The following is a 24996-nucleotide window of genomic DNA, read 5'->3' on the forward strand; positions in this document are numbered from 1 at the left end:
TCGTGACGGGAGGATGGGTGCGGGGGTCGTCGAACGGTTCGGGTGCGGTTCGGCGTTCGGGAACGGTTCGGGTGCGGTTCGGCGTTCGGGAACGGTTCGGGTGCGGTTCAGCGTTCGGGTACGGGAACCTTCAGGGGCTGGCGGTCCTCGGTGCACTCGTCGGGGTTCGGCACCTCGGCGACGGCGTAGCAGGTCTGGCCCTGCATCTGCTTGATGTAGTTGCCGGATCCGGAGACGGCTGCCGTGAACAGGCGGTCGAGGTTCTCTCCGGCGTTCCTGCATCCGCGGAAGGCGGGGACGGTGACCTCGCCGGTCAGCGGTCCGCCGGAGAGCAGCTGGTAGCCGGTCGCCGGCTCGCCGGAGTTCTGCTCGCCACGCCCGTGCAGGACGAGATGGTCCCCGGGGAACTTGGCGCTGTCGGGCTCGGGCGACTTCAGCGGGCCGCTGGTGCGGCACGTCGGGCCGACGTTCAGCGGCGTGCCGTCGACCTCCAGTTTGATCACCCGTAGCACGAGCGGCACCCGGATGTACGTGTCGGTGCTGGTGAAGACGAAGTCGGTGGCGCCGAGCGAGTCGACCGTCAGCGGTCCGGCCTGTTCCAGCACCATCGTCGCCTCGGCCGGCATGAAGCGGAAGGTCAGGAAGGTCGCCTTGAACGGCATGCTCTCCTTGCGGCCGTTGTTGTACAGGTCACCGGTGGAGTGCTGGCGGATGACGCCGCCGCTCCAGTCCGGGTACGGCTCGAACTCGGGCGATCCCTGTTCGAGCATGGTGCAGAACGGCGGGATGAGCGCCGCGGCGTTCTGCTTGCGTACGTTGGCGTACCCGGCGACGTAGGCGTTGAGCGACATCGGACCGGCGGGGTAGCCGTCGTCGTACTTGCACGGTGGCGCCGCCGGGCGGGCGCCGGCCCCGGCGGCCGGCCGGTCCGCGACCTCCGGGGCGTCCTTGTCCCGGCCGCCCCCCGTGGTCCCCTCGTCCCGGCCCGGCGTGCCGGAGGGCGGGGCGGCGGACGAGGCGGTCGGTGAGCCGTCCGGTCCGCCCGGGTCGTCCCCGACCCTGACGGTGGCCAGCAGAGCGGCGGCGTCCTTGCCGGGCGTGCATTCCAGGGTGAGCGGCGCCGGGTCGTTGTCCGGCGCGGTCCCGGTCATCGCCAGGTCCACGCCGAGGGCCCCCGCGGTGAAGGTCAGGTCGCCGTCGTCCTGACCGGTGACCGTGGGGACGTCCCCCGTGGTGGTCAGCGTCAGCGGTCCGGTCGCCGGGACCGGTTGCGGGTTCGCGGAGCCGCGCCACAGGGCCTGTGCGGTGGAGTCGCCCTGTGCCACGTCCACCGTGAGACGGGTGGCGGCCGAGACGGCGCCGACCTCCTTCTCGGTGAGCTTCTTCACCGCCTCCTCGGACAGTTCGAGGGAGGTCTCCACGTCCGTCGCCCGGATGGCCTGTCCCACCTCGACCCGGGCGGGCAACGACGCGGAGACGCGCAGGGCGGCGTCCACTTCTCCGGACGGCAGGGTGCAGGTGTAGGGCAGCGAGACGTCGACCGTCTGGTCGGCCGCGACGACAGCCCCGGCGGGCACCATGGCGGCGAGGACGACGAACGCGGCGATCGTGGCATTGCGGCCACGGGTGCCCGGCCGGGTCGCGCCCACCGTCAGGTGCAGTCTCATCATGTGGCTCCGCTCGGTCGGATCAGGGGCGTGCGGTCGTACGGGGTCCTGCGGGCTGACGACCCGGATGCGCCCGACCGGTGGTCCGGTCGGGCGCATCCGAGCACTGAACGACCTACGGGTTGGAGCCCTTGATGGTCGGGATGGTGGTCGTGTTCGCGACCTTCACGGCGTAGTTGCCCTTGAAGGTGGGCTTGGTCGAGGTGGTGACGACCGTGCCGCACCCGGTCGCCGTGGTGACCGTCAGCTCACCGGAGACACTGTTGACCGCGAGGATGCCGGTCGAGTTGGTGTAGGTGGCGGACGCCTTGCCGGCGACCTTGAACACACAGGCGCCGACCGTGATGGTCGCGTTCACGTTGCCGATGTAGCCCTTGGTCACGCCGGTCGCGGCGGTGTAGTCCTGGGCGACGACGGTCCACGGGGTGGAGGCCACGGTCGTCACGTTGCCGAGGACGCTGGTGCAGGGCGCGGCACTGGTACCGAAATTGATGGCGGAGATGCTGGCGACCGTCGCGGGGTTGCCGGTGGCGCTCGCCATCGTGCCGGAGGCGGAGGACGTCGTACACGTCATCGGGATGTTGGCCGTCAGCACGATGTTGCCGCTGTTGGTGGCCGTGAAGCTGGACGGCGTCGGGTTGACGGTCCAGACGGTGGACGGCACGGCCGACGACGGGCCGATGGCCAGACCGAAGGCGGCAGCAGCCCCACCCGCGATGACTGCGGTTCTCTTGAGGGATTTCTTCATAACTCTCGGACGCTCCTTGTGGATTGACCGGCAGAGGGTGCACATCACCCGACAGAAAATTACGGGCTACTGGCTCCCGCGGCTCTGGATTCCTCGACCGCGCTCCGACGTTACTCGTGAGAAACATCGCAGAACAATGGCACAGACCATGATTCTTTTCGCTCTTTACGGGACTGTTTCCCAGGTGAGCGGTCCACTCTCGGCCTTAGTCATCCGATGCCAAATCCGCGCGGGACCCGGCTGGTTGGCCCAGCAGCTCCGCATCAGGCCCGCACGGTCCGCCCCAGGTGCGCCGGAACCCCTGGATTGCGCACCGAGTGACAAGGTTCCGACCGTCTTTTATCTCCTGGCACACACAACGGGTTTGGCCGAAGCCAGTCGTTCCAAAAACTCGGCAACTGGTATTGCCCGGCCAGGTTACTGAGCCGTAATGTTCCGATGCGCAGCTACGGTCCAGGTCGGCGCCCCCTGCCGGCCGGACCCGTGACGGGCGGTTCCGGCCCCACCCTCCTTCAGGGCCGGATCCCCGTCAGCAGGGCCTCGTACAGCCGACCCCCCGGAGGTGCGAGGCCCTGCTGTCTCCGCGCAGACAAGTTCCGATCCGGTTTTTGTCTCCGCGGTGACAAAGTCGAGGAGCACCCCCGAGTGCGGGCTCCCTACCCATTGTCAACGAACGACAGAACCACCTAGCGTGCGCCACACGGTGCACACGCGACCTGCGCCTGCTGGAGGTGAAATGGGCATCGAAGTCGTGGTCGAGGGACTGACCAAGTCCTTCGGTCGGCAGAACATCTGGCAGGACGTGACACTGACTTTGCCTGCTGGGGAAGTGAGTGTCATGCTCGGTCCGTCCGGCACCGGAAAGACCGTTTTCCTGAAGTCGCTCATAGGACTGCTCAAACCGGATAGCGGCCGTGTCCTCATCGACGGAGTGGACATGGCGAACAGTCCCGAACACGAGATTTACGAAACCCGGAAAATGTTCGGGCTCATGTTCCAGGACGGCGCCCTGTTCGGCTCCATGTCATTGTTCGACAACATTGCCTTTCCGCTGCGCGAACACACGCGCAAGAAGGAGTCGGAGATCCGCCGCATCGTCATGGAGCGGATCGAGGTGGTGGGTCTGCTGGGTGCCGAGGGCAAGCTGCCCGGCGAGATCAGCGGCGGCATGCGCAAGCGCGCGGGACTCGCCCGTGCACTGGTGCTCGACCCGCAGATCATCCTGTGCGACGAACCCGACTCCGGCCTCGACCCGGTCCGCACCGCCTATCTGTCGCAGCTGCTGATCGACCTGAACGCGCAGATCGACGCGACGATGCTGATCGTCACCCACAACCTCGACATCGCCGCGACCGTGCCCGACAACATGGGGATGCTCTTCCGGCGCGAGCTGGTCACGTTCGGCCCCCGCGAAGTGCTGCTCACCAGCGAGGAACCGGTGGTGGCGCAGTTCCTGCGCGGACGCCGCGAGGGTCCGATCGGCATGTCCGAGGAGAAGGACGCCGCCACGCTCGCCGCCGAGGCCGCCGCCACCCGCGGCCCGGAGCAACCCCGGGAGATCGTGCCCCAGTTGGAGCCCTCCCCCGGACTCCCCCAGCGACGTGCCGTCGCCCGGCGGCGGGAACGGGTGCTGGGCATGCTGGACCGGCTGCCGCCGGCCGCCCGGGCCGCCATCGAGCGCACCTACGCGACGGGCGGCGCCACCGCCCCCACCGTGCCGGTCCCCGTCTCGGGGAGCGGCGCGTGAACGCAGCACTGCGCCAGACCGGACTGATGTTCGCGCTGGCTGCCGAGGTGTGCCGGGCCGTGTTCCGACGGCCCTTCCAGTTCCGGGAGTTCGTCGAGCAGTTCTGGTTCGTCGCGAGCGTCACCATCCTGCCCTCCGCGCTGGTCGCCATCCCGTTCGGCGCGGTGATCGCCCTCCAGGTCGGTTCACTGACCGAGCAGCTCGGCGCCCAGTCCTTCACCGGCGGCGCCAGTGTGCTGGCCGTCGTCCAGCAGGCCAGCCCGCTGATCGTCGCACTGCTCATCGCCGGCGCGGGCGGCTCCGCGATCTGCGCCGACCTGGGTTCACGCAAGATCCGCGAGGAGCTCGACGCCATGGAGGTCATGGGCGTCTCGCCCGTCCAGCGACTGGTCGTCCCCCGCGTGCTCGCCACCATGGGCGTCGCCGTGCTGCTCAACGGGCTGGTCTCGGTGGTCGGCACCCTCGGCGGCTACTTCTTCAACATCGTCCTTCAGGACGGCACACCCGGCGCCTACCTCTCGAGCTTCTCCGCGCTGGCCCAGCTGCCCGACCTGTACATCAGCGAACTCAAGGCCCTCATCTTCGGCTTCATCGCCGGCATCGTCGCCGCCCAACGGGGCCTGAACCCGCGCGGCGGCCCGAAGGGCGTCGGCGACGCCGTGAACCAGTCGGTGGTCATCACCTTCATGCTGCTCTTCTTCGTGAACATGGTGATGACGGGCCTGTATCTGCAGATCGTCCCCCCGAAGGGAGGCTGAGCGCCCGTGGCCTCCCCGCTCGTCTGGCTCGACCGCTCCGGCGACCAACTCATCTTCTACGCCAAGACCTTGCTGTGGATCCCGCGCACCCTGCGCCGGTACTCCAAGGAGATCCAGCGGCTGCTCGCGGAGGTCGCCTTCGGTTCGGGCGGACTCGGTGTCATCGGCGGCACCGTCGGCGTGATGGTCGCGATGACCGCGTTCACCGGCACCGTCGTCGGCCTCCAGGGCTACGCCGCCCTGGACCAGATCGGCACCGCGGCGTTCACCGGATTCGTCTCCGCGTACTTCAACACCCGGGAGATCGCCCCGCTGGTCGCGGGACTCGCCCTGTCCGCCACCGTGGGCGCCGGCTTCACGGCGCAGCTCGGCGCGATGCGCATCAACGAAGAGGTCGACGCGCTGGAAGGCATGGGCATCCGCTCCAAGCCCTACCTGGTCAGCACCCGTGTCGTCGCCGGCGTGATCGCCATCATCCCGCTCTACGCGGTCGGGCTGCTCACCTCCTACGTGGCCTCCCGGTACATCACCGTGCTGTTCAACGGCCAGTCCCGGGGCACGTACGACCACTACTTCAACCTGTTCCTCTCCCCCACGGACGTGCTGCTGTCCGTGCTCAAGGTGCTGCTTTTCAGCGTGATGGTGATTCTGGCGCACTGCTACTACGGCTACCGGGCCGCCGGCGGACCGGCCGGCGTCGGTGTCGCCGTCGGACGGTCGGTGCGCCACGCCATCGTGCTGATCAGCGTGACCGACTTCTTCCTGTCACTGGCGCTGTGGGGCGCCACCACGACCGTGAAGGTGGCGGGCTGAGATGAGCGCGGTTCTGCTCCCCGAGGAGCGACGCGAGACCCGGCAGCCGCCGAAGCGGCGCCGACGGAGCTCGTCCACCGCGGTGCGGCGTTCGGCCGGCCTGGCGTTCCCGCTGGTGACGGCGCTGCTGATCTACGGCACGATCGCCGTCTACGACAAGAAGTTCGTGGACTTCGACCCGATCACGGTGGAGACCGGCAGCGTCGGCAACGAGATGCACCGGGGCGCCGAGGTGAAACTGCGCGGCGTGGTCGTCGGCGAGGTCCGCGAGATCAGCTCCGCGGGCGACGGGGCCCGGCTCAGCATCGCCCTGCGGCCCGGTGTCCTCGCAGACATCCCGTCGGACGTGCGCGCGCAGATGCTGCCGACCACCCTGTTCGGCGAACGCTACGTCGCCCTCGTACCGCCGGCCGCACCCTCCCCGACGCCGCTGGCCGAGGGCGCCGTCATCCGGCAGGACCGCTCCGCCAGCGCCGTCGAGCTCCAGCAGGTGCTCGACGATGTCCTGCCGATGCTCACGGCGGTACGACCGGCCGAACTGTCCCAGACCCTGTCGGCCGTCTCCCAGGCGCTGGAGGGGCGCGGCGACCAGCTCGGCGCCACCCTCTCCCAACTCGGCCGGCACCTGGCCCGCTTCAACCCCCAGCTCCCCGCCCTCAACAGGGATCTCAAGGAACTCGTGAAAGTGAGCCACGTGTACGCCGACGCGGCGCCGGACATCATCACGGCGCTCACCGACTTCACCACCACGAGCGGCACGCTCGCCGAGAAGGAGGGCGACCTGTCCCGGACCTTCGGCGCGACGACCCGCACCGCCGAGGACGTGACCACCTTCCTGCGGCAGAACAAGGACAACATCATCCGGCTCTCCGCGACGTCCCGTCCCACGCTGCGGCTGCTGGCCGAGTACTCCTCGGAGTTTCCCTGCACGCTGCGCACCCTCGCCGAGTTCGTCCCCGCGATGGACAAGGCGCTCGGCAAGGGCACCGACCGGCCGGGGCTGCACGTGGACGTGACCACCGAGACGAGCCGCGGCGCGTACACCGCGGGCCGCGACACGCCCGTCTACGACTCCGGCGGCGGTCCGAAGTGCTACCCGGTGCCGTATCTCGGCGCGGCCGCCCGCCCCGCGGCCACGGTGTCCGCCGACGTCGCACAGGATCTCGGCCCGGCCAACTCCCCCCAGGAGAACGCGCTGGTGAACGAACTCATCGCGCCGGCCGCCGGGAAGAAGGCCGGCGACCTGCCCGAGTGGAGCAGCCTGCTGGTCGGCCCCGTACTGCGCGGAACGGAGGTGACACTGAAGTGACCCGCCCCTCCGACGCGCACATCAGACGCCGCCCCCTGACCGGGCCGCTCCTGAAGTCGCTGATCTTCATCGTGGTCACCGCGCTGGCCACGACGCTCCTCGGATACAGCGTCGCCGGTACCGGCGCCGGCTCCTCCGGCCGCACGTACCGGGCACTGTTCAGTGACGTCACCGGGCTGGTCGACGGCGACAGCGTGCGTATCTCCGGCGTCAAGGTCGGCGAGGTCACGGACGTCCGTGTCGTCGACCGCCGCACCGCCCGGGTCACGTTCACCGTGAGCGAGGACCGGACGCTGCCCCGCTCGACGACCGCGGCCGTGAAGTACCTGAACATGGTCGGCCAGCGGTACGTGTCCCTCGACCGCGGCACCGGCGGCCTGTCCGGGACACTCGCGGCGAACTCCACCATCCCGCTGAACCGCACCACGCCCGCGCTCGACCTGACCCTGCTCTTCAACGGGTTCAAGCCGCTGTTCGAGGGGCTGTCCCCGAAGGACGTCAACGAACTGGCCGGATCCATCGTCCAGGTGCTCCAGGGCGAGGGCGGCACCGTCGACAGCCTGATGCGGCACATCGGCTCACTCAGCAGCACCGTCGCCGCCAAGGACAAGGTGATCGGCGCGGTCGTCACCAACCTGAACACCGTCCTGAAAACCCTCAACGACCGCGAGAATTCCTTCGACAACCTCGTCGTGACGCTGAAGGAGCTCGTCTCCGGCTTCAACGCCGACCGCAAGCCGCTGGGCCGGGCCGTCACCGCCGTGGGATCGCTGACCACGGTCACCGCCGACCTGCTCCAGGACGGCCGCGCACCGCTCAAGCAGGACATCAGGCAGCTCGGCCGGCTCTCGGACAACCTCGCCGACGGCACCCCCCAGATCGAGAACTTCCTCAACCGGACCCCGGCGAAGCTGACCACGCTGTCGCGGCTTTCGTCGTACGGGTCCTGGTTCAACCTCTACCTGTGCGAGGCGAAGGTGACCGGCGTGCGGACCTCCGACGGCTCCAGGCCGCCCACCGGGATCTCCGTCACGGAACCGAGGTGCGGCGCATGACAGCGCAAGTCCAGGGCCGCCGGCCCGCGCGACGCGCGCCCCGGATCAAGCCCGTGAAGGAACGCAACCCGGTGGCCGTGGCCCTCGTCGGGCTGGCCGCGCTGAGCGTCCTCGGCCTTCTCGCCTACAACGTGCAGGAGCTGCCGTTCATCGGGTCCGGCACCACGTACAGCGCCGACTTCAGCGAGGCGGCCGGTCTCAGGGACGGTGACGAGGTGCGGATCGCCGGGGTGAAGGTCGGCGAGGTCACCGGCGTCTCTCTCGACGGGGCGAAGGTCAAGGTGACCTTCGCCGTGAAGGACGCCTGGATCGGGGACCGCACGACCGCCGCCATCGCCATCAAGACGCTGCTGGGCGACAAGTACGTGGCCCTCGACCCGCTCGGCGGGTCCCGCCAGAGCCCCGACGTGCGGATCCCGCTGTCCCGCACCACCTCCCCGTACGACGTCACCCAGGCGTTCCAGGACCTCGGCGGAACCATCGACGACATCGACACGAAGCAGCTCGCCGCCAGCTTCGAGACGATCTCGCAGACGTTCGCCGACTCGCCCGCGCACGTCCGCAAGGCCGCGACCGGCCTCTCGGCGCTGTCCAGGACGGTGTCCAAGCGGGACCAGAAGCTGGCGGACCTGCTCAAGGGGAGCAACAAGTTCACCAAGACGCTCAAGGACCAGAAGTCGAGCTTCGAGACGCTCATCGACGACGGCGGCCCGCTGCTCGGTGAACTGACCGACCGGCGCGACGCCATCAAGGCGCTGCTGACCGGCAGCCGCAACCTCGGCAAGGAGCTGCGCGGTCTCGTCGACGACAACGACAAGCAGCTCGGCCCCACCCTCAAGGCGCTCGGCCGGGTGACCGGGGTGCTGGAGGCCAACAGCGACCAGCTCGACCGGACCCTGGCGCTCGTCGGCCCCTACTACCGGCTCGTCGGCAACACCCTGGGCAGCGGTCACTGGTTCGACAGCTACCTGTGCGGGGTCGTCCCGCCGGAGTACCTGCCCGAACAGTCCCGGCCGAAGTCCGGCTGCGTGCCGCCGCGGACGACGGGCGCCGGGCAGTCGTCCGCGTCCACAAGAGGGGGCCGGTCATGACCAGGCGCAGAACACTCCTCGCGGCCGGGGCCGCCCTGGTGGTGCTGGCCGGCGGCCTCACCGTCACCACGCTGGCCGACGACCCCGGCGGCATCCGGCTGACCGCCTACTTCGACCGGGCCGTCGGTGTGTACCCCGGTTCGGACCTGCGCATCCTCGGGGTCCGCGTCGGTGAGGTGGAGTCCGTGCATCCGCAGGGCACCAAGGTCCGGGTACGGCTCGAGCTCGACGAGGGCGTACACGTGCCCGTCGACGCGCACGCCGTAGTCGTCGCGCCCAGCGTCGTCGCCGACCGGTACGTCCAGCTGACCCCGGCCTACCGCTCCGGACCCCGCCTCGGTGACGACGCCGTGCTCGACGCGGCCGGCAACCGCACGCCGATGGAGATCGACCAGCTCTACGACCAGATCACCGAGCTGAGCAGGACACTCGGCCCGGAGGGTGTGAACTCCGAAGGGGCCCTGAACAAGCTGCTCGCCACCGGCGCCGCCAACCTCGACGGCAACGGCGCCGCGATCGGTGACACCGTCGAGCAGTTCGGCAAGGCGGCCAAGACCCTGGACGGCAGCAGTGACGACCTGTTCACCACCCTCAGCCAGCTCCAGTCGTTCACGACCATGCTGAAGAAGAAGGACACCGGGGTCCGTACCGCCCAGGAACGCCTCGACGAGATCGTCGGCTTCTTCGCCGACAACAAGGACGACCTGACCGACGCGCTGAAGGAACTCGGCATCGCCCTCGGCCAGGTCAAAACCTTCATCAAGGACAACCGGGGCGAGCTGAAGAAGAACGTGGACAAGCTCGTGCCCATCACCCAGGCGCTCGTGAGGCAGCGGGCGTCCCTGGCGGAGGCCATGGACGTGGCGCCGCTCGCCGCGGGCAACCTGGTGGCCGCCTACGACCCGGACACGCGCCGGCTCAACGGACGCGCCGACCTCAACGAGATCAGCGTGCTGCCGCTGCCGGTCGCAGGCGACGGCGCCGCGTCGTCCTCGGCGGGGGGAGCGAGCCGATGATGCGCAGAAAGACACGTGAGGACTCGGCGGCGGTCAGCCGCGGCGCGAGCAGCGCGGGCGTCGTCACCGGCTCCAGCCTGCGTGGTCTCATCGCCGTCGGCATCGGCCTCGTGCTGACCGTCGGGGCCGCCGTGGTGGTGCTGCCCGGCTTCGACGGCATCGAGAACGTGCCGCTGCCCGGAGGCGCCGACCTGGGCTCCCACCCGTACCGCGTCACCGCGGACCTGGACGACGTACTGAGCCTGGTCCCCCAGGCCGCGGTGAAGGTCGACGACGTCGCCGTCGGCCGCGTCACCCGGATCGAGCTGAACGACAACTGGTCGGCGCGCGTCACCCTGGAGATCAACGGGTCGGTACGACTGCCCGCGAACGCCGGCGCCCGGCTGGAGCAGTCCAGCCTGCTCGGCGAGAAGTACATCCAGCTCGTGGCGCCGCCGAAGTCGGGCGCCACGGGACGGCTCGCCGACGGAAGTGTCATCCCCGCCTCGCGCACCAACCGCAACACCGAGGTCGAGGAGGTGTTCGGCGCACTGTCCCTGCTGCTCAACGGCGGCGGCGTCAACCAGCTGAAGACGATCACCACCGAGCTGAACTCCGCACTCGGAGGCCGCGAGCCACAGATCCGGTCGACCCTGAAACGGGTCGACAAGCTGGTCACCGAACTGGACAGGCACCGGGGCGACATCACCGGCGCACTCGACGGCGTCAACCGGCTGGCATCGACCCTCGCCACACGCAAGGAAGACGTCAGCACCGTCCTGACCGACCTCTCCCCCGGCCTCAAGACGCTGGAGCACCAGCGCGGCTCCCTGCTGACCATGCTGCGCTCGCTCGACACGCTGTCCGACACCGCCGTCTCCACCGTCAACGCGAGCAAGGACGACATGATCGCCGATCTCAAGGCCATCGCCCCCAGTCTGAAGGCACTGGCCGACGCGGGGACCGACCTGCCCGACTCGCTGGAGGTCCTGCTGACGTACCCGTTCACCGACGAGGTGCTCAGCGGGGTGAAGGGCGACTACCTGAACGTCTATCTGACGATGACCGCGCCCAGGGGCACGGTCGTCATTCCACCGCTGATCCCCGCACAGTCGTCGCCCTCGCCCACCCCGTCCCCCACGGCCGGCCCGCCCGACGCGTCGTCGGAGCCATCCGCGCGCAAGGCGTCACCGCTGCCGCTGCCGTCGGTCAGCACCGTGCGGTCGAGCCCCGGCCGGGCCACGGCCACCGCGGGAGGTGAGGACCGGTGATCACTCGGGCCGTCTGGTTGAAGAACATCGCCTTTCTCGCCCTGTCCGTCACCGTGCTCGGATTCCTCGGCATCCGGTACGCCGACCTCGGCCGGTACGTCGGAGTCGCCGACTACTACACGGTGGACGTCGAACTCCCGTCCACCGGCGGCCTGTTCACGCACTCCGACGTCACCTACCGCGGCGTGTCGGTGGGAAGGGTCGGGCCGTTGGAGCTGACCGAGGACGGAGTGGTGGCGCAGCTGCGCATCAAGAAGTCCGCACCCCGGATCCCCGCGGACACCAAGGCCGTGGTGGCGAGCCTGTCGGCGGTCGGCGAGCAGTACATCGATCTGCGGCCGGCCGGCGACGCCGGTCCCTATCTCGCGGACGGCTCCCACGTGGACCGCGCGGACACCCGGGTTCCGGCGCCCGTGACGGACGTCCTCACCAGCGTCGACGACCTCGTCAGGTCGGTGCCGCTGGACGATCTGCGCACGGTGGTCGACGAGTTCGGCAAGGCCTTCGAGGGCCGGGGCGACGACCTGGAGGTGCTGCTGGACAGCAGCACCTCGTTCGTCGACGCCGCCGACGACGCGCTGCCGGCCACGACGCGGCTCATCACCGACTCGGAGACGGTCCTGCGGACCCAGGCCGAGGAGGGCGACGCGATCCGGGACTTCGGATCCGGGGCGGTCGAGCTGGCCCGCGCCCTCAAGGGTTCGGACACCGACCTGCGTCGGCTGCTGGCCACCGCTCCGGACGCCACGGCCCAGGTCAGCGGATTGCTGCGGGACGTCGATCCGAGCCTCGGCGTGGTCCTGGCCAATCTCCTGACCACCTCGCAGGTCGCCGTCACCCGGCAGCGCGGCGTCGAGGAACTCCTGGTGAAATACCCGGCGGCGGTCGCCGCCGGCGCCACCGCCGTCGACGGGGGAAAGCTCAACCTCGGTCTGGCGCTGACGTTCTTCGAGCCACTGCCCTGCACGGAGGGCTACGGCGCCACCCGCTACCGCAACGGGCTCGACCTGGGGACGGCTCCCGCGCTCAACACCGGCGCGTCCTGCACCGCTTCCGCGTCGAGCGGCGTCAACGTCCGCGGCTCGGCGAACGCGCCGAGCGGGGGCGGCGTACCGGCACCGGCCCGGCCCGGTTCGCTGCCGTCGGGTTCCTCGGCACCCTCTGCGACGGCGCGGGGCACATCGCGGAACACCTCCGCGGCACTGCCCGGCGCCCTGGCCCTGCCCGACGCGGGTGACACCTCACCGAGCGGCATGGCCGGCCTCCTGGGCCTCCACACCGGGGGCGACCGATGAGGCGGGCCCGCGCGCTGGCCGGCGCGGGGCTGGCCCTGGCCCTGGCCTTCTGCGCCACGGGGGCATGGACGTACGCCCAGGCCCGGAGCGACGACACCCTCGCCTACGGGCGGGCACGGGACACCGCGCTGGCCGACGGACGGCATGCTCTCGCCGTACTGAACACCCTCGACGCCTCGACGCAGAAACGCGCCGAGGTCGGCGTACGAGCATGGCGGACCGTCGCCACGGGACCCCTGCGCGACGAACTGGGCACCACCCGCGCGCGGCAGGGGCCCTCGGCACGCGGCACCGTCACGGAAGCCGCCGTCACCGCGCTCGACACCCGGGCGGGCACGGCGAAGCTGATCGCGACGGTACGGGTCGACGTCACGCCCGTCGGGTCGAGGACCGCCACCCCGGAACGCAAGCGGCTGGAGGCCGTCCTGGCACGTGACGGCGACGGACGGTGGCGGGTGCGGGCCCTCGGCGCCGTCCCGCAGCCGGGCGACGGCACGAGCGAGTCGCCCGCCCCGAGGAAGGGGGGTACGCGGTGAACCGGCTGTGGGGCGGAGCCCGGACCGCATCGCGGGAGAACGCCGAGGACGCGGCGGCCACCGTCGCGGACGAACCCTCGAAAGCCACGTCCGCGGCGGACACCCCCGGGGCCACGTCCGCAGCAGACACCCCGCGGTCCTCGTCCGCGGCGGACACCCCCAGCCCCAGGTCCGACGCGGCGGAACACCAGGAGAGCGACGACGGGGGTGACACGCCCGGGGAACCCGACGACGTCCGGCGTGCCGGTCTCGCAGCCGGCCGGCGCGGGATCGCTCTCATCGCGCTGGCCGTCGTCCTGCTCGTGACCGGCGCCGGGTTCCTGTACGAGGCCCACCGGGTCCGGTCCACGCCGTCCGCCGAGAACCGTGCCCTCACGGACACCGAGGCCACCAACCGTGTCGCCGGTGATGTCGACAACGCCCTGGCACGGATCTTCTCGTACACCCCGAAGGGCACCGACGCGACCGAGGAGTCGGCACGTTCGGTGCTCACGGGGCGGGCCGCCCGGCAGTACGGGGAGCTGTTCGACCGGGTCCGGTCGGATCTGGCCGGGCAGAAGGTCAGCCTGACCACGGTCGCGGTCCGCACCGGCGTGGTCGACCTGCACGACGGAACGGCGAAGCTGCTCGTCTTCCTCGACCAGATTTCACGACGCGGCGACGCGAAGGAAAGCCACGCGGCCGCCCAACTGACCGTCACGGCCCGCTTCGAGAACGACCGCTGGCGCATCGCCGACATCCAGACCCGCTGACCCCCAGCGCGAGACGGGAGCACCTGATGAGAAACCCGGTACGGGCCCTGACGGGACGGCGGGCCGTGCCCGCCGCGGCCCTCGCCCTCGCTCTGGCGGCCGGAGGCACCGCCGCGTGGGCCGGCACCGACTGGTACCGGGCCGCGCACGACGACTCCGCCGCCTACGCGGTCCAGCGCGACCAGGCACTGACGGCGGGCGAACAGGCCGTGCAGAACCTCAACACCCTCGACCACCGCAAGGTGGACGACGGCCTGGACCTGTGGGAGTCCTCGACCACCGGTGACCTGCACGACCAACTCGTCGACGGGCGTGCCGCGTTCGCCAAGCAGGTGAAGGCCGCCGGGACGATCACCACCGCACGCGTGCTGTCCGGCGCCGTCACCGAACTCGACGAACGTGCGGGCCGCGCCCGCGTCCTGGTCGCCCTGCGCGTCACCGTCCGGGCCTCGACCGGCAGCACCGACAAGGACAGCCGCATGCTCGGTGAACTCACCCGCACGGGCGGCCGGTGGAAACTCAGCGACCTCGGCCAGGCACCCGTGGGTTCGGCGGCGAGCGACTGAGCCCCGCCCGCCCCGTCACCCGGCCGCACCGAGAGGACCCGCGCACCATGTCCAGCACCCGGCACCACATCAACCTCCAGCGCCGCCGCCAGGCCCGCGCCGACCGGCCCCGTACCGCCACGGAGTCCGGCTCCGCGGCCACCCCCGCAGCGGGCACCGTCACGCAGGACCCGCCGAGGCCGGCGAACGAGGGCGCACGCCGGTCCCTCCGGGTCCCGCTCCGCTCCCTCACCACCGTCGGCACCGCACCCCGCCAGGACACCGGGCCGGATGCCGACGACGCCCCGGACAAGCTCACGGACACCACGGACCGTCCGCGCCGCACCCCCTACGCCGTGGGCGCCCTGTGTGTACTGACGCTGCTGCTCGGCGGCTTCGCGGGGTGGGCGCACTCCCGGGCCGACACACTGCGGGAGCAGCCCGCACGCCAGAACACGGCGCTCACCGACAGCGCCGCCACCAGCGAGATCAAGGGCCAGACCACGCGCGCGGTGGCCGCGCTCTTCTCGTACGACCACGCCGACCCGGCCGCCTTCGACGAGGCCGCCCGCAAGCTGCTCACCGGAAGGGCCGTCGCGCAGCACCGTGACCTCTTCGCAAAGGTGCGCGACCGCGCGGCCGAGCAGAAGGCCGTGATCACGACGACGGTCACCGACAGCGGTGTGGAACGGATCGACGGCGACCGTGCCCGGGTCCTCGTCTACGCCGACCAGAGCAGCGTCAGCACCGCCGCCAAGAGCGCCAAGACCGACGACCGGGGCACGTACGCGGGTGCCGTGCTCGCCGTGGACGTGGTGCGCCACGACGGACGGTGGCTGGTCTCCGGCATCGACACGTTCGGCCGCTGACACCGCGCGCCGGTCGGCTCTCCCCCATCGACAGGAGCTTGAGATGTCCGCACTGCGTCTGCCACGTCCGTCCGTCCGTACCCGCAAGGGTGTGCGGACGACCGCGATCGCCGTCGCGGCACTGGCGGTCCTCACCGCTTCCCGCGCTCCCGAGGCCGTGAGCGGCGGCACGGAGCACCGGGCCGCGCCCGCCGCCGATCAGGACGGCCCCGCCCGGACGGGGTCCGCGGCACCCGGGACCGGCGGGTCGGGCGACGGTTCCTACCACACGGAACTCCCCCCGCTGGTCAGCCCGGACCTGCCCACGTCGGTCCGGCTCCCGGCCGCCTACGTCGCCCAGTCGGGCATCCCGGCGACGGTCTTACGTGCCTACCGGGCGGCCGAGACCGCGGTGGCCCGGACGGACCCGGGCTGCCGGCTGCCCTGGGAACTGCTCGCCGCGATCGGCAAGGTGGAGTCGGGACACGCCGGGGGCGGTGCCGTCACGGCCGATGGCACCACGCGCGGGCGGATCGCCGGCCCGGCGCTCGACGGCGTCGGGTTCGCGCTGATCCGTGACAGCGACGGCGGGTCCCTGGACGGGGACACGGTGTACGACCGGGCGGTGGGTCCGATGCAGTTCCTGCCATCGACCTGGCACCACTGGGGTGCCGACGGCAACCACGACGGCGTCCGCGACCCGAGCAACGTCTTCGACGCGGCACTGGCCGCCGGGCACTACCTGTGCGCCGGAAGCCGCGACCTCTCGCGCGCCGGCGACCTCGACGCCGCCGTACTCGGTTACAACCACTCCGACGCGTATCTGCGGACCGTGCGGCAGTGGTTCGCCTTCTACCGCACAGGCGCGCACACGGTGCCCGACGGCAAGGGGGTCGTGCCGCGCAGCCCGGGTGCGGGCGGCAGGACACCCGCGACCAAGCCGGTCGACGACGGTTCGGACGGCGGTGGCATCGTCGTCGGTCCCGACCCGTCGGAGTCCGGCAGTCCGAGCCCCACGCCCCGGCCGACACCGTCGCCGAGCGGGACGCACGGCCCGACGACCAGGCCGACGCCGCCCGCCGGGTCCCCCTCCCCCACGCCCGGCCCGACGGACACGGGCACGCCCACGGATCCGGGGGAATCGACCCCGCCGACGGACTGCCCGACGGCCACGACGGCCCCGAGCCCCGGTCCCTCGGCTCCCGAGCCCGGCCCGACCTGCCCGGGCACCACCCCCTCACCCACGCAGTCTCCGTCGCCGAGCGCGACAGCAGCGGCGGAGACGGCGGAGGCGGGACCTGCGCGCTGACACCGCTCGCCCGGACCCCCGGCGGACCGCACGGGCATCGCGGCCGCCGGGGACCGGGAAGGTCAGCGCTGCAGGGTCAGGACACCCGGCCGCCACGGCAGTTGGTCGTAGGGGCCGCTGGCGGTGGGTGACTTGCCCTGGTAGAGGAACTGCAGGTTGCAGGGGTCGACGGTCATGGTCTGGTCGGGGTTGTTGCGGACCAGGTCACCGTGGCTGATGTCGTTGGTCCAGGTGGCGCCGCTGTTGGCCTTGCCGGCGAAGGGGTTGCTCTCGGCGGCGGCCTGCGGGGTCCACGAACCGCTCAGACTGGAAGCCGTGAACGAGCGGAAGTAGCGCCCGTTCGCACCCATCGCCTCAACGATCATGAGGTACTGGTTCTGGCCCTGGACCTTGTACACCTGCACCGCCTCGAACAGGTTGTTCGTCGTGTCGCTCATGACCGTCGTGTACGACGAGCCGAAGCTCCCCGGGAAGTTCCCGATCGGCATGCTCGCCCGGTAGATCTTGCCGTTGTCACCGGCGAAGAACAGGTACATGTTCTGCCCGTCGGCGATCAGGGTCTGGTCGATCGGGCCGGTGCCGGAGCCGGAGATGCTGCCGGTGAACAGCGGCTGCGGCGAGGACCAGCCGTTCGGGTTGGTGGGGTCGCTCGACGTGCGGTAGACGAAGGGCGACGCACCCCACTGGTACGCCAGCACCCAGATGTTCTTGGGCGCGAAGTAGAACAGCGTGGGCGCCACCGCCGCCTGGCTCATCCCGGTCTGACCGGCCGACGCCATGTCCGACCAGTTCGTGAAGGGCCCGAACATCATCGAGCCGTACGACGATCCCGACACGTTCGACGCGTAGACCAGGTGCTTGCCGTTGTGCACCACGCTGGTGAAGTCCTTCAGCGAGGCCCACCCGTTCGCCGGCTGCGCCAGGACACCCGTCGACGTCCAGCGGTAGGTCGAAGGAAGCGCGCACGTGCCGGGCGGGGTCGTCCCGGACAGGCCGGTCCACTTCTGGTTGCTGCCGCCGTTGCACGTCCAGATCTCCACCGCCGTGCCGTTGGCCGTACCGGTGCCCGTGACCTCCAGGCACAGCCCGGACTCCACACCGACGACCGTGCCGTCGGAGTTCACCCGCCACTGCTGGTTTGCACCGCCGGAACACGTCCAGATCTGCACCCGGGTACCGGCCGTGGTGGCGTGGCCCGGAACATCCAGGCACTTGTTGCCGTACACGGTGAGCTGGTTGCCGTCCGTCAGCGTCCACTGCTGGTTGGCCCCGCCCCAGCAGTCGTAGATCTGCAGGTACGTGCCGTTGGTCTGGCCCGCGTCCGGCACGTCGAGACACCGGCCCGAACCGACACCGCGTAAGGCGCCACTGGTGGCCGCCTGAGCCGGGTTGGCGACGAGCAACGCCGCCAGCGCGACCAGGACCGCGACCGCGGCGGCGAGCACCACGGACAGCCGCCCGCGACTGAAACTTCCTCTGCGCATGAAGACTTCCCAAACCTCGAGTAAGTGGTTCCGGTTGGCCTCGTCAGAGGTTGTCCGGACTGTCGGTGTGGTGCGGCGTACGGTCGCCCGGGATCGCCGCGTTCGAGATATCGAAAGGCGGTCGGCACATCGAGCAACCAGAACGATAGGGAACCGGTGGCCGACGTCAATACCTCTCGCAAGAATCGCGAGAAGCGTCGAAACATTCGCAGGACTCCGTGGAGGACGCGACGCAGGCCGAGCCGTCAAATGGCCGAGTCGGACCGGCATTTGGCGCCGGAGCGAGGCCGTTTCCCCGGGCGGTGTTGACACAGCCGACCCCGCGCCTACCATCCGTGACACCAGATTTCCGAACGGTGTCCGAAATTTCGAACCCTCTCGGGCGATTCCCCGGGAAAAGGAGCCAAGGTGCCCAGACGAACAGGCGGACGACTGCTCCGTCTCCTCGCGACCGCCGTACTGACGGTCGCCGCGTCCGTGACCGCCTCCTCCCACTCCACCGCCACGGCCGCGCCGGGCAGCCCGGCGCTCACCCCGCCGCTGGGGTGGAACAGCTGGAACAGCTTCGGGTGCTCGATCACCGAGGCCCAGGTCCGCCAGGCCGCCGACGCGATGGTGTCCTCGGGGATGCGCGACGCCGGCTACCGGTACGTCGTGGTCGACGACTGCTGGTTCGACCCGCAGCGCGACGCGGCGGGCAACCTGCGGGCCGATCCGGCCAAGTTCCCGAGCGGGATGAAGGCGCTCGGGGACTACATCCACGGCAAGCGGCTGAAGTTCGGCATCTACCAGGTGCCCGGGGAGCGCACCTGCGCGCAGGCCACGGGCGGTTATCCGGGGTCCACCGGCAGCAGGGGCCACGAGGCGCAGGACGCCGCCACGTTCGCCTCCTGGGGCGTCGACTACCTGAAGTACGACTGGTGTTCGTCGAGCGGTACCCGTGACGAGCAGGTCGCGCGGTTCACGCTCATGCGCGACGCCCTGCGGGCCACCGGGCGGCCGATCGTCTACAGCATCAACCCCAACAGCCTGCACGCCATCACCGGCGCCGCCTACAACTGGGGAGAGGTCGCCGACCTGTGGCGGACGACCGAGGATCTGCTGGACATCTGGCAGAACGGCAACACCAACAGCTATCCGATGGGCGTCGGCAACGTCCTGGACGTCACCGCGCCGCTGGCGGCGCAGTCCGGCCCGGGACACTGGAACGACCCCGACATGCTGGTCGTCGGCCGCCCCGGCCTGTCGACGACCGAGTCCCGTTCGCACTTCGCCCTGTGGGCGCTGCTGGGTGCCCCGCTCATGGCCGGCAACGACATCCGCACCATGTCCGCCGACGTGAGCGCGATCCTGCGCAACCCCCGGCTGCTGGCGGTGAACCAGGATGCGCTGGGCGCGGGCGGACGCAGGGTGCGCGACGACGGTGCCACCGAGGTGTTCGCCAAGCCCCTGTCGGACGGTTCGGTCGCCGTGAGCCTGTTCAACCGGGGCGCCGGCACCGCGACGGTCACCACGACGGCCGCTCAAGTCGGCCTGTCCGGCGGGCCTTTCACCCTCACGGACCTGTGGAACGGCGGCACGTCGAGCTCGTCCGGGCCGATCTCCGCGAGCGTCCCCGCGCACGGCGTGGCCACGTTCCGGGTGACCGGTGGCACCCCGCTGACCGCCGCCACCTCGCGTCTGCGGGGCAGCACGTCCGGCCGCTGCGTGGATGTGGACAACGCCTCCACGGCCGCCGGGGCCACCGTACTGCTCTGGGACTGCCACACGGCCGCCAACCAGCTGTGGACCACCTGGGCGGGCGGCGAGATCCGGGTCTACGGCGACAAGTGCCTGGACGCCTCTGACCAGGGCACCACCAACGGCACCCGTGTCATCACCTGGCCCTGCAACGGCCAGGACAACCAGAGGTGGACCCTCGGCTCCGACGGGACGATCCGCAACGTCCACGCCGGGCTGTGCCTCGACACCGACGGGGCGCGCACCGCGAACGGGACCCCTCTGGTCCTGTGGACCTGCAACGGCCAGACCGGCCAACGGTGGCCCCGCGCATGACGGACGGCCGGGCGACGACCACGGCCGGCACCTCGCGGCCGCCGAGGCCGCAGAAGCGGTACTCGTACCCGAGCACGGCGGCCCGGAACCGCCGGCCGGTGCGGCCCGGCTCGGGCGTGAGTTCCACACCCTGACGGCCGGCACCGGAACGCCACGGCCGACGGTCCGCACGCGAGGACCGGGAACGAGTGCCGGCCCCTGAACAGGACGTGCGGTCGGCGTTGGTCAGGGTCCCGGTCTTCTCCCCCATGTCGCCGCTGGCAGCACCACATCAGCCAACTGGGCGGTCTCGGTCAGGAACAGGCGTTCTACACCCGCGCCAGGTCGGCCACATGGCTGTCGTTCTGCCACTTCCGGAATCCTGGCAGGTCCCCGTTGGCGCCGCATTCGCGGGTGTTCTGGGCGGTGGGTTGCCCGTTCATCTGCAGGATGCCGGCGCCCGGCCGTCCGATCATTCCGCGGAGCAGGTGCAGGTTGTTGAACTGCACGGCCGCGCCGGTGGCCTGATGGGACTGGTACACCCCCTGCAGCACCGTGGACAGGAGCCGTTCGGCGGAACCGATCAGCTCCGTGGCCTCGCGGATCCGCGCAGCCGGTACGTCGCAGATCCGCGCCGCCCACTCGGGGGTGCACTGCGCCACCTGAGAGGCAAGGCCGTCGAAGCCGACCGTGTGCTGCGCGATGTAGTGGCCGTCGATGCGGCCGGTTCGGATGATCTCGTGAAGCAGGGCGTTGAGGAGTGCCACGTTCGTACCGCTGCGGGGAGCCAGGTGCACGGTCGCGTTTCGGGCGACCTGCGTGGGGCGCGGATCGACACAGAGCAGCCTGGGCGGGTCCTGGCCTGCCAGCCGGTCCAGGATTCGCATCCACTGCATGGGTTGGGTCTCGGCGATGTTGTGGCCCGAACAGCGCGATGACGTCGGCGTGGTCGATGTCGTCGTAGCTGCCGGGCTGTCCGTCGCAGCCGAAGGACTCCTTCAGTGCCTCGGCGGCGGTGGCGGTGCACAGGCGGGTGTTGCCGTCCAGGTGGTTGGTGCCGATGCCGGCCCGGGCAAGCACCGCGAGCGTGTAGTACTCCTCCAGGAACAACTGCCCGCTGGTGTAGAGCCGGGGCCGCGCTCTGCCGGCAGGTCCCGTGAGCGGGCCGCGATCGACTCCATGGCGCTGTCCCAGTCCGACTCCACCAGACGGCCGTTCCGGCGGACGAGCGGCCTGGTCAGACGGTCGGAGGAGGTGTTGGCCTGCCAGCCGAAGAGATCTTTGGGCCCCAGCCTGCCCCGGTTGACGCGGTCGTCCGCCCTGCCTCGTACCCCTGCCATGCGGCCGTCCACGACGGCGATGTCCATGGCGTCGCCGTCCGAATGGAGGATTGACGCCGCCTGTACCCATCACGACACCTGGCACGGTTCGACCCCCGCCGCGAGGTGCGTATACCACCCGGGACAAGAAGTCCGCTCCGCAGCGCGGCGGCGAGCGCTCCCACAGCGGCGCCCAGGGGCCGACGAGGGACCAGCTGTACGCAGAGGCGAAGAAGCGCGGTGTCGACGGCCGCTCCTCGATGAACAAGCAGGAACTGGCCAAGGCTCTCGGCCGCTGACCGCCCGCCTTACGATGTGGGCGCCCGGCCCCGTCATGCCGAACTCGTGGTCGGTTCAGTCCTCGGCAACGACACGCACAGTCTCGACCGATGTGTCGGCGGCGTCCGGCACGACCATGCCGGCGTCGACGCCGGTACGCAGATAACGCAGGACTTCGGCGTTCAGGCGCTCGCCGGGCACTGCGGCGGGAATGCCAGGCGGGTACGGAGTGATCATCTCCGCGGCGATCCGTCCGATTGCCTTCTCCCACGGCACCTGTTCGGTGGGCCCGAAGAACGCGTCGCGCGGGAGCATGACCTGCTCCAGCCGGATCTGTTCGGGGTCCGGGACGTCGACCTGCTCAGCGGGACGCAGTTGGTCCGCGTGTGCGGCGACGTCCCGCAGAGCCGTCAGGAGGACCCGCGCGGAGTCCTCGTCGTCGGCATGGGTCAACTGGGCGCTGATGCGGCGGTGGTCGGACAGGTGGAGGTTGATCCGGTGGTGTTCGCGCAGCCAGTCGGCCGCCCGGTAGCCGGTCGTGCCGAGCGAGGTGATGTCGATGATGATCTGGAGGGGGTCCATGTCGGCCGCGAGGCCGGTACCGCAGAAGTCGTCCCGCCCGTGTACGTGCATGCCTTCGATGTCCGCGATCCGGTCCCGTACGGATGCGGCGAGGGCCAGCGTGTCGTCGTACAGGGCCCGACCGTGCTCGACCATCTGGCGGCGCCAGCCGTCCAGGGCCGCGTAGACGAGGACCGAGGGGCTCGTCGTGCCGAGAAGGTCCTCACGGTTCTTGAGCACCTCGGGGGCGATCAGTTCGCCCTGGAGGTGGAAGACCGAACCCTGCTCCAGTCCCGATCCCATCTTGTGCACAGAGGTCACGCAGACGTCTGCTCCGGCGTCCATCGCCCAGGTGGGCAGATCCGGATGGAACGGCAGGTGCGCGCCCCACGCCTCGTCCGCGATGAGCGGCCTGCCCCGCTCGTGGCAGACCCGCGCGATGGCGGACAGGTCCGAGCAGGTGCCGTACGGCGTGGGCGTGGTGACGAGGGCGCCCTTCGCGTCGGGGTGTTCGGCGAAGGCGGCCTCGAACGCCTCCGCGGACGGCGGGTGAGCCAGGTGCAGCCGGGAGTCCCATTGCGGGGTGACCCAGACGGGCCGGATACCGGAAAGGATCAGTCCTGAGACCACCGCCTTGTGCGCGTCGCGTCCCACCAGCAGCTTCTCGTGCGGCCCTGCCACCGACAGCATCGCCGCCTTGATCGACAGCGAGCTGCCGCAGGTGGAGAAGAAGGTGTGCTCGGCCCCGACGGCGTCCGCCATCAGGGTCTGTGCCTCTTCGAGGACGCCGTGGGAAGACGTCCGGTCGTCCAGCCCGCTGGTCGCCAGTACGTCGGAGTGGAAGACCGCGCTTCCGAGTACCTCGCGGACCCGGGGGTCGGCGCCGCGTCCCTGCTTGTGGCCCGGCGGGGTGAAGGGGGTCTGCTTCTCGGCGTGGTACGCCGCCAGGGCTTCGAGTACCGGCGCTTTCGAGTGGTCCATGTGCCTCGACTGCCCTGGCCTCCTGGGAGGGAAACGGCTTGCCGCCGGATGCGGCCGTGCAGGTGCACCCCGGAACCGGGCGCGCACCCGTTCGGCGGGCGGCGCCGGCCCGGCGGCTCACCAGCCCGCACAGGCCGGGCCCGCGCCGCTACAGGCCGGCCTCCGCCTTCTCCAGCAGGCGGCGCCGCGCCCGCTCCGCCGTCCCGGGAGTGAGCAGCACGTCCGCTGCCGTACAGGCCAGCGCCTCCGCCGCGGCGAGCATCGCGGCACGCCCGCGCTCACCGGCGGCGGCCTCAGCGAACTGCGGGGTGTGGTCGCTGTCCGCATCGTCCATGATCGCCACGAAGGGGTGGATGGCGGGGACCCGCGTACTGACGTTCCCGATGTCCGACGAGCCGAGGTAGACCCCCGGTTCGGGTTCGCGGGCGGGAATGCCGGCCCGTGCGAGATGCTCCGCGAACAGTCCGGACAGCACGTCGTTGTCGCGGAAGTGCTCGTACCCGGCCGTCACACGAACCGTGTCGACCGTGGTACCGGTGGACAGCGCGACGCCCTCGGCACACCGCGCCAGTTCGGCGACCAGGTCGTCGAGCGCGGCCGTGGTGCCGCCCCGCAGTCCGAACAGGCCCTCGGCGAAGGCCGGCACGATGTTGGTGGCCGTGCCGCCCTCCGTCACGATGCCCTGGACGTGCGATCCAGGTGGCAGGCGCCGGCCCAGCACGGCGAGCGCGTTGAACAGCTGGACGAGCGCCGCCAGCGCGTCGACGCCCTCGGTCGGGTTCCCCGTCGGATGCGCCGCACGGCCGTGGAACCCCACGCGCACCTGGCACTGCGCGGTCAACGGCGCCCAAGTCCAGGTGTGCACGCCCGGATGGAACATCAGGGCGGCGTCGACGCCTTCGAAGACCCCTGCATCGGTGAGCGTCACCTTGCCGCCGCCGCTTTCCTCGGCCGGGGTGCCGACCGCGAGGAGCGTGCCGTTCACCTGCTCCAGCGCGTCGCGCAGCGAGAGCGCCGCTCCCAGTCCCGCCGCGGCGATCAGGTTGTGTCCGCAGGCGTGCCCTATTTCCGGGAGCGCGTCGTACTCCATGAGCAGCGCGACGCAGGGCCCGTTGCCGTCACCCGTCCGAGCGGTGAACGCCGTGGGCAGACCCGCCACGTCACGCTCGACGAGGAAGCCCGCCCGCTCGAAGTGGCCGGTCAGCAACTCGACCGCCCGGTGCTCCTGGAAGGCGAGCTCAGGCGCGCGGTGCAGTTCCAGTGCGACCTCCCATAGCTGCTGGGCGCGAGCGGTCACCCCCCGTCCGATACGGGCGTACGCGACGTCGGTTGTGATCGCCATGCTGCCTCCCCAGGGCCGAAGGCGCTCAGGCCCTCGGCCTCGCAAGTCTCAGCCGTCAGCTTCAGTGTCACCGGATCCGGGGCCCGGCCATCTTCCGATGGGCTCAAGATCTGACCGAGTCCGGCTGCTGCTCGGGCGGCGTGCCGCCGCCTTCCCCTCCGCCCTTGTCGCCGCGGTCCGTGCCATGTGCGTGAACGCGGAGGCTCAGCGATGTGTCGTTCTCGGCGCGCATCACGTCGGGCAGCCAGGCGAACCCT

General features: G+C 70.7%; 20 protein-coding genes and 2 pseudogenes. 16 read left to right on the plus strand and 6 right to left on the minus strand.

Features of this window, described 5'->3' with window-relative positions; translation table 11 throughout:
• Positions 1 to 107: 107 nt before the first annotated feature.
• Positions 108 to 1670: a DUF6801 domain-containing protein gene (locus AC069T_RS08025; protein WP_478781911.1), complete on the minus strand. Its 1563-nt coding sequence runs from the start codon at positions 1668 to 1670 to the stop codon at positions 108 to 110.
• Positions 1671 to 1782: 112 nt separating this feature from the next.
• Positions 1783 to 2415: a hypothetical protein gene (locus AC069T_RS08030; protein ID WP_478781912.1), complete on the minus strand. Its 633-nt coding sequence runs from the start codon at positions 2413 to 2415 to the stop codon at positions 1783 to 1785.
• Between the two features lie 736 nt (positions 2416 to 3151).
• On the opposite strand from AC069T_RS08030, the gene AC069T_RS08035 reads away from it, so the two are divergent.
• The 14 genes from AC069T_RS08035 to AC069T_RS08100 all read left to right on the plus strand — a co-directional run bounded on the left by AC069T_RS08035 (position 3152) and on the right by AC069T_RS08100 (position 16739).
• Complete coding sequence (locus AC069T_RS08035) at positions 3152 to 4162, plus strand: ABC transporter ATP-binding protein (protein ID WP_478781913.1); 1011 nt, start codon at positions 3152 to 3154, stop codon at positions 4160 to 4162.
• Positions 4163 to 4188: 26 nt separating this feature from the next.
• Entirely contained in the window at positions 4189 to 4920 is a 732-nt protein-coding gene (locus tag AC069T_RS08040; RefSeq protein ID WP_478782087.1) for an MlaE family ABC transporter permease, read from the plus strand.
• A 6-nt stretch (positions 4921 to 4926) separates the two neighbouring features.
• Positions 4927 to 5733 (plus strand): MlaE family ABC transporter permease, encoded by an 807-nt coding sequence (locus tag AC069T_RS08045; RefSeq protein WP_478781914.1) that lies wholly within the window; start codon positions 4927 to 4929, stop codon positions 5731 to 5733.
• Positions 5734 to 5833: 100 nt separating this feature from the next.
• Entirely contained in the window at positions 5834 to 7042 is a 1209-nt protein-coding gene (locus tag AC069T_RS08050) for an MCE family protein (RefSeq protein WP_478782088.1), read from the plus strand.
• Positions 7039 to 8097 (plus strand): MCE family protein, encoded by a 1059-nt coding sequence (locus tag AC069T_RS08055; RefSeq protein WP_478781915.1) that lies wholly within the window; start codon positions 7039 to 7041, stop codon positions 8095 to 8097. Before AC069T_RS08050 ends, AC069T_RS08055 begins: the two co-directional genes overlap by 4 nt.
• Positions 8094 to 9188, plus strand: a complete 1095-nt coding sequence (locus AC069T_RS08060) for an MCE family protein (protein ID WP_478781916.1) — start codon at positions 8094 to 8096, stop codon at positions 9186 to 9188. The genes AC069T_RS08055 and AC069T_RS08060 overlap by 4 nt, the downstream gene beginning before the upstream one ends.
• Positions 9185 to 10204: an MCE family protein gene (locus tag AC069T_RS08065; RefSeq protein ID WP_478781917.1), complete on the plus strand. Its 1020-nt coding sequence runs from the start codon at positions 9185 to 9187 to the stop codon at positions 10202 to 10204. The genes AC069T_RS08060 and AC069T_RS08065 overlap by 4 nt, the downstream gene beginning before the upstream one ends.
• Complete coding sequence (locus tag AC069T_RS08070) at positions 10204 to 11454, plus strand: MCE family protein (RefSeq protein ID WP_478782089.1); 1251 nt, start codon at positions 10204 to 10206, stop codon at positions 11452 to 11454. Before AC069T_RS08065 ends, AC069T_RS08070 begins: the two co-directional genes overlap by 1 nt.
• Complete coding sequence (locus AC069T_RS08075; RefSeq protein ID WP_478781918.1) at positions 11451 to 12749, plus strand: MCE family protein; 1299 nt, start codon at positions 11451 to 11453, stop codon at positions 12747 to 12749. The genes AC069T_RS08070 and AC069T_RS08075 overlap by 4 nt, the downstream gene beginning before the upstream one ends.
• The gene (locus AC069T_RS08080; protein WP_478781919.1) at positions 12746 to 13285 is read left to right on the plus strand and encodes a hypothetical protein; all 540 of its coding nucleotides are present in this window, start codon (positions 12746 to 12748) and stop codon (positions 13283 to 13285) included. The genes AC069T_RS08075 and AC069T_RS08080 overlap by 4 nt, the downstream gene beginning before the upstream one ends.
• Positions 13282 to 14037 (plus strand): hypothetical protein, encoded by a 756-nt coding sequence (locus tag AC069T_RS08085; protein ID WP_478781920.1) that lies wholly within the window; start codon positions 13282 to 13284, stop codon positions 14035 to 14037. Before AC069T_RS08080 ends, AC069T_RS08085 begins: the two co-directional genes overlap by 4 nt.
• A gap of 26 nt (positions 14038 to 14063) precedes the next feature.
• Positions 14064 to 14603, plus strand: a complete 540-nt coding sequence (locus AC069T_RS08090) for a hypothetical protein (RefSeq protein ID WP_478781921.1) — start codon at positions 14064 to 14066, stop codon at positions 14601 to 14603.
• Positions 14604 to 14650: 47 nt separating this feature from the next.
• A complete protein-coding gene (locus AC069T_RS08095; protein WP_478781922.1) occupies positions 14651 to 15451 on the plus strand; it encodes a hypothetical protein in 801 nt (266 codons plus the stop codon).
• Between the two features lie 43 nt (positions 15452 to 15494).
• Positions 15495 to 16739 (plus strand): lytic murein transglycosylase, encoded by a 1245-nt coding sequence (locus AC069T_RS08100; RefSeq protein ID WP_478781923.1) that lies wholly within the window; start codon positions 15495 to 15497, stop codon positions 16737 to 16739.
• Between the two features lie 62 nt (positions 16740 to 16801).
• Here AC069T_RS08100 and AC069T_RS08105 read toward each other — a convergent pair whose 3' ends face one another.
• Positions 16802 to 18223, minus strand: coding sequence for a non-reducing end alpha-L-arabinofuranosidase family hydrolase (locus tag AC069T_RS08105; protein ID WP_478781924.1), 1422 nt, complete (start codon positions 18221 to 18223; stop codon positions 16802 to 16804).
• Positions 18224 to 18631: 408 nt separating this feature from the next.
• Here AC069T_RS08105 and AC069T_RS08110 point away from each other — a divergent pair, with 408 nt between their 5' ends.
• Complete coding sequence (locus tag AC069T_RS08110; protein ID WP_478781925.1) at positions 18632 to 20278, plus strand: glycoside hydrolase family 27 protein; 1647 nt, start codon at positions 18632 to 18634, stop codon at positions 20276 to 20278.
• Positions 20279 to 20486: 208 nt separating this feature from the next.
• Here AC069T_RS08110 and AC069T_RS08115 read toward each other — a convergent pair.
• Positions 20487 to 21675 (minus strand): annotated as a pseudogene (locus AC069T_RS08115) (molybdopterin-dependent oxidoreductase); the annotation flags it as partial.
• Positions 21676 to 21710: 35 nt separating this feature from the next.
• Here AC069T_RS08115 and AC069T_RS08120 point away from each other — a divergent pair.
• A pseudogene (locus tag AC069T_RS08120) lies at positions 21711 to 21875 on the plus strand (plasmid stabilization protein); the annotation flags it as partial.
• Between the two features lie 55 nt (positions 21876 to 21930).
• Here AC069T_RS08120 and AC069T_RS08125 read toward each other — a convergent pair.
• Positions 21931 to 23397, minus strand: coding sequence for an aminotransferase class I/II-fold pyridoxal phosphate-dependent enzyme (locus tag AC069T_RS08125; RefSeq protein WP_478781926.1), 1467 nt, complete (start codon positions 23395 to 23397; stop codon positions 21931 to 21933).
• A 148-nt stretch (positions 23398 to 23545) separates the two neighbouring features.
• Positions 23546 to 24739, minus strand: coding sequence for an amidohydrolase (locus tag AC069T_RS08130; RefSeq protein ID WP_478781927.1), 1194 nt, complete (start codon positions 24737 to 24739; stop codon positions 23546 to 23548).
• Between the last annotated feature and the right edge of the window lie 257 nt (positions 24740 to 24996).

This window comes from Streptomyces sp. NPDC043867, assembly GCF_056435845.1.

Excerpts from the sequence above, each read along its gene's own strand:
- AC069T_RS08025 (WP_478781911.1), bottom strand. The coding sequence starts at position 1,670 with ATGATGAGACTGCACCTGACGGTGGGCGCGACCCGGCCGGGCACCCGT.
- AC069T_RS08030 (WP_478781912.1), bottom strand. The coding sequence starts at position 2,415 with ATGAAGAAATCCCTCAAGAGAACCGCAGTCATCGCGGGTGGGGCTGCT.
- AC069T_RS08035 (WP_478781913.1), top strand. The coding sequence starts at position 3,152 with ATGGGCATCGAAGTCGTGGTCGAGGGACTGACCAAGTCCTTCGGTCGG.
- AC069T_RS08040 (WP_478782087.1), top strand. The coding sequence starts at position 4,189 with ATGTTCGCGCTGGCTGCCGAGGTGTGCCGGGCCGTGTTCCGACGGCCC.
- AC069T_RS08060 (WP_478781916.1), top strand. The coding sequence starts at position 8,094 with ATGACAGCGCAAGTCCAGGGCCGCCGGCCCGCGCGACGCGCGCCCCGG.
- AC069T_RS08065 (WP_478781917.1), top strand. The coding sequence starts at position 9,185 with ATGACCAGGCGCAGAACACTCCTCGCGGCCGGGGCCGCCCTGGTGGTG.
- AC069T_RS08070 (WP_478782089.1), top strand. The coding sequence starts at position 10,204 with ATGCGCAGAAAGACACGTGAGGACTCGGCGGCGGTCAGCCGCGGCGCG.
- AC069T_RS08080 (WP_478781919.1), top strand. The coding sequence starts at position 12,746 with ATGAGGCGGGCCCGCGCGCTGGCCGGCGCGGGGCTGGCCCTGGCCCTG.
- AC069T_RS08090 (WP_478781921.1), top strand. The coding sequence starts at position 14,064 with ATGAGAAACCCGGTACGGGCCCTGACGGGACGGCGGGCCGTGCCCGCC.
- AC069T_RS08095 (WP_478781922.1), top strand. The coding sequence starts at position 14,651 with ATGTCCAGCACCCGGCACCACATCAACCTCCAGCGCCGCCGCCAGGCC.
- AC069T_RS08100 (WP_478781923.1), top strand. The coding sequence starts at position 15,495 with ATGTCCGCACTGCGTCTGCCACGTCCGTCCGTCCGTACCCGCAAGGGT.
- AC069T_RS08105 (WP_478781924.1), bottom strand. The coding sequence starts at position 18,223 with ATGCGCAGAGGAAGTTTCAGTCGCGGGCGGCTGTCCGTGGTGCTCGCC.
- AC069T_RS08125 (WP_478781926.1), bottom strand. The coding sequence starts at position 23,397 with ATGGACCACTCGAAAGCGCCGGTACTCGAAGCCCTGGCGGCGTACCAC.
- AC069T_RS08130 (WP_478781927.1), bottom strand. The coding sequence starts at position 24,739 with ATGGCGATCACAACCGACGTCGCGTACGCCCGTATCGGACGGGGGGTG.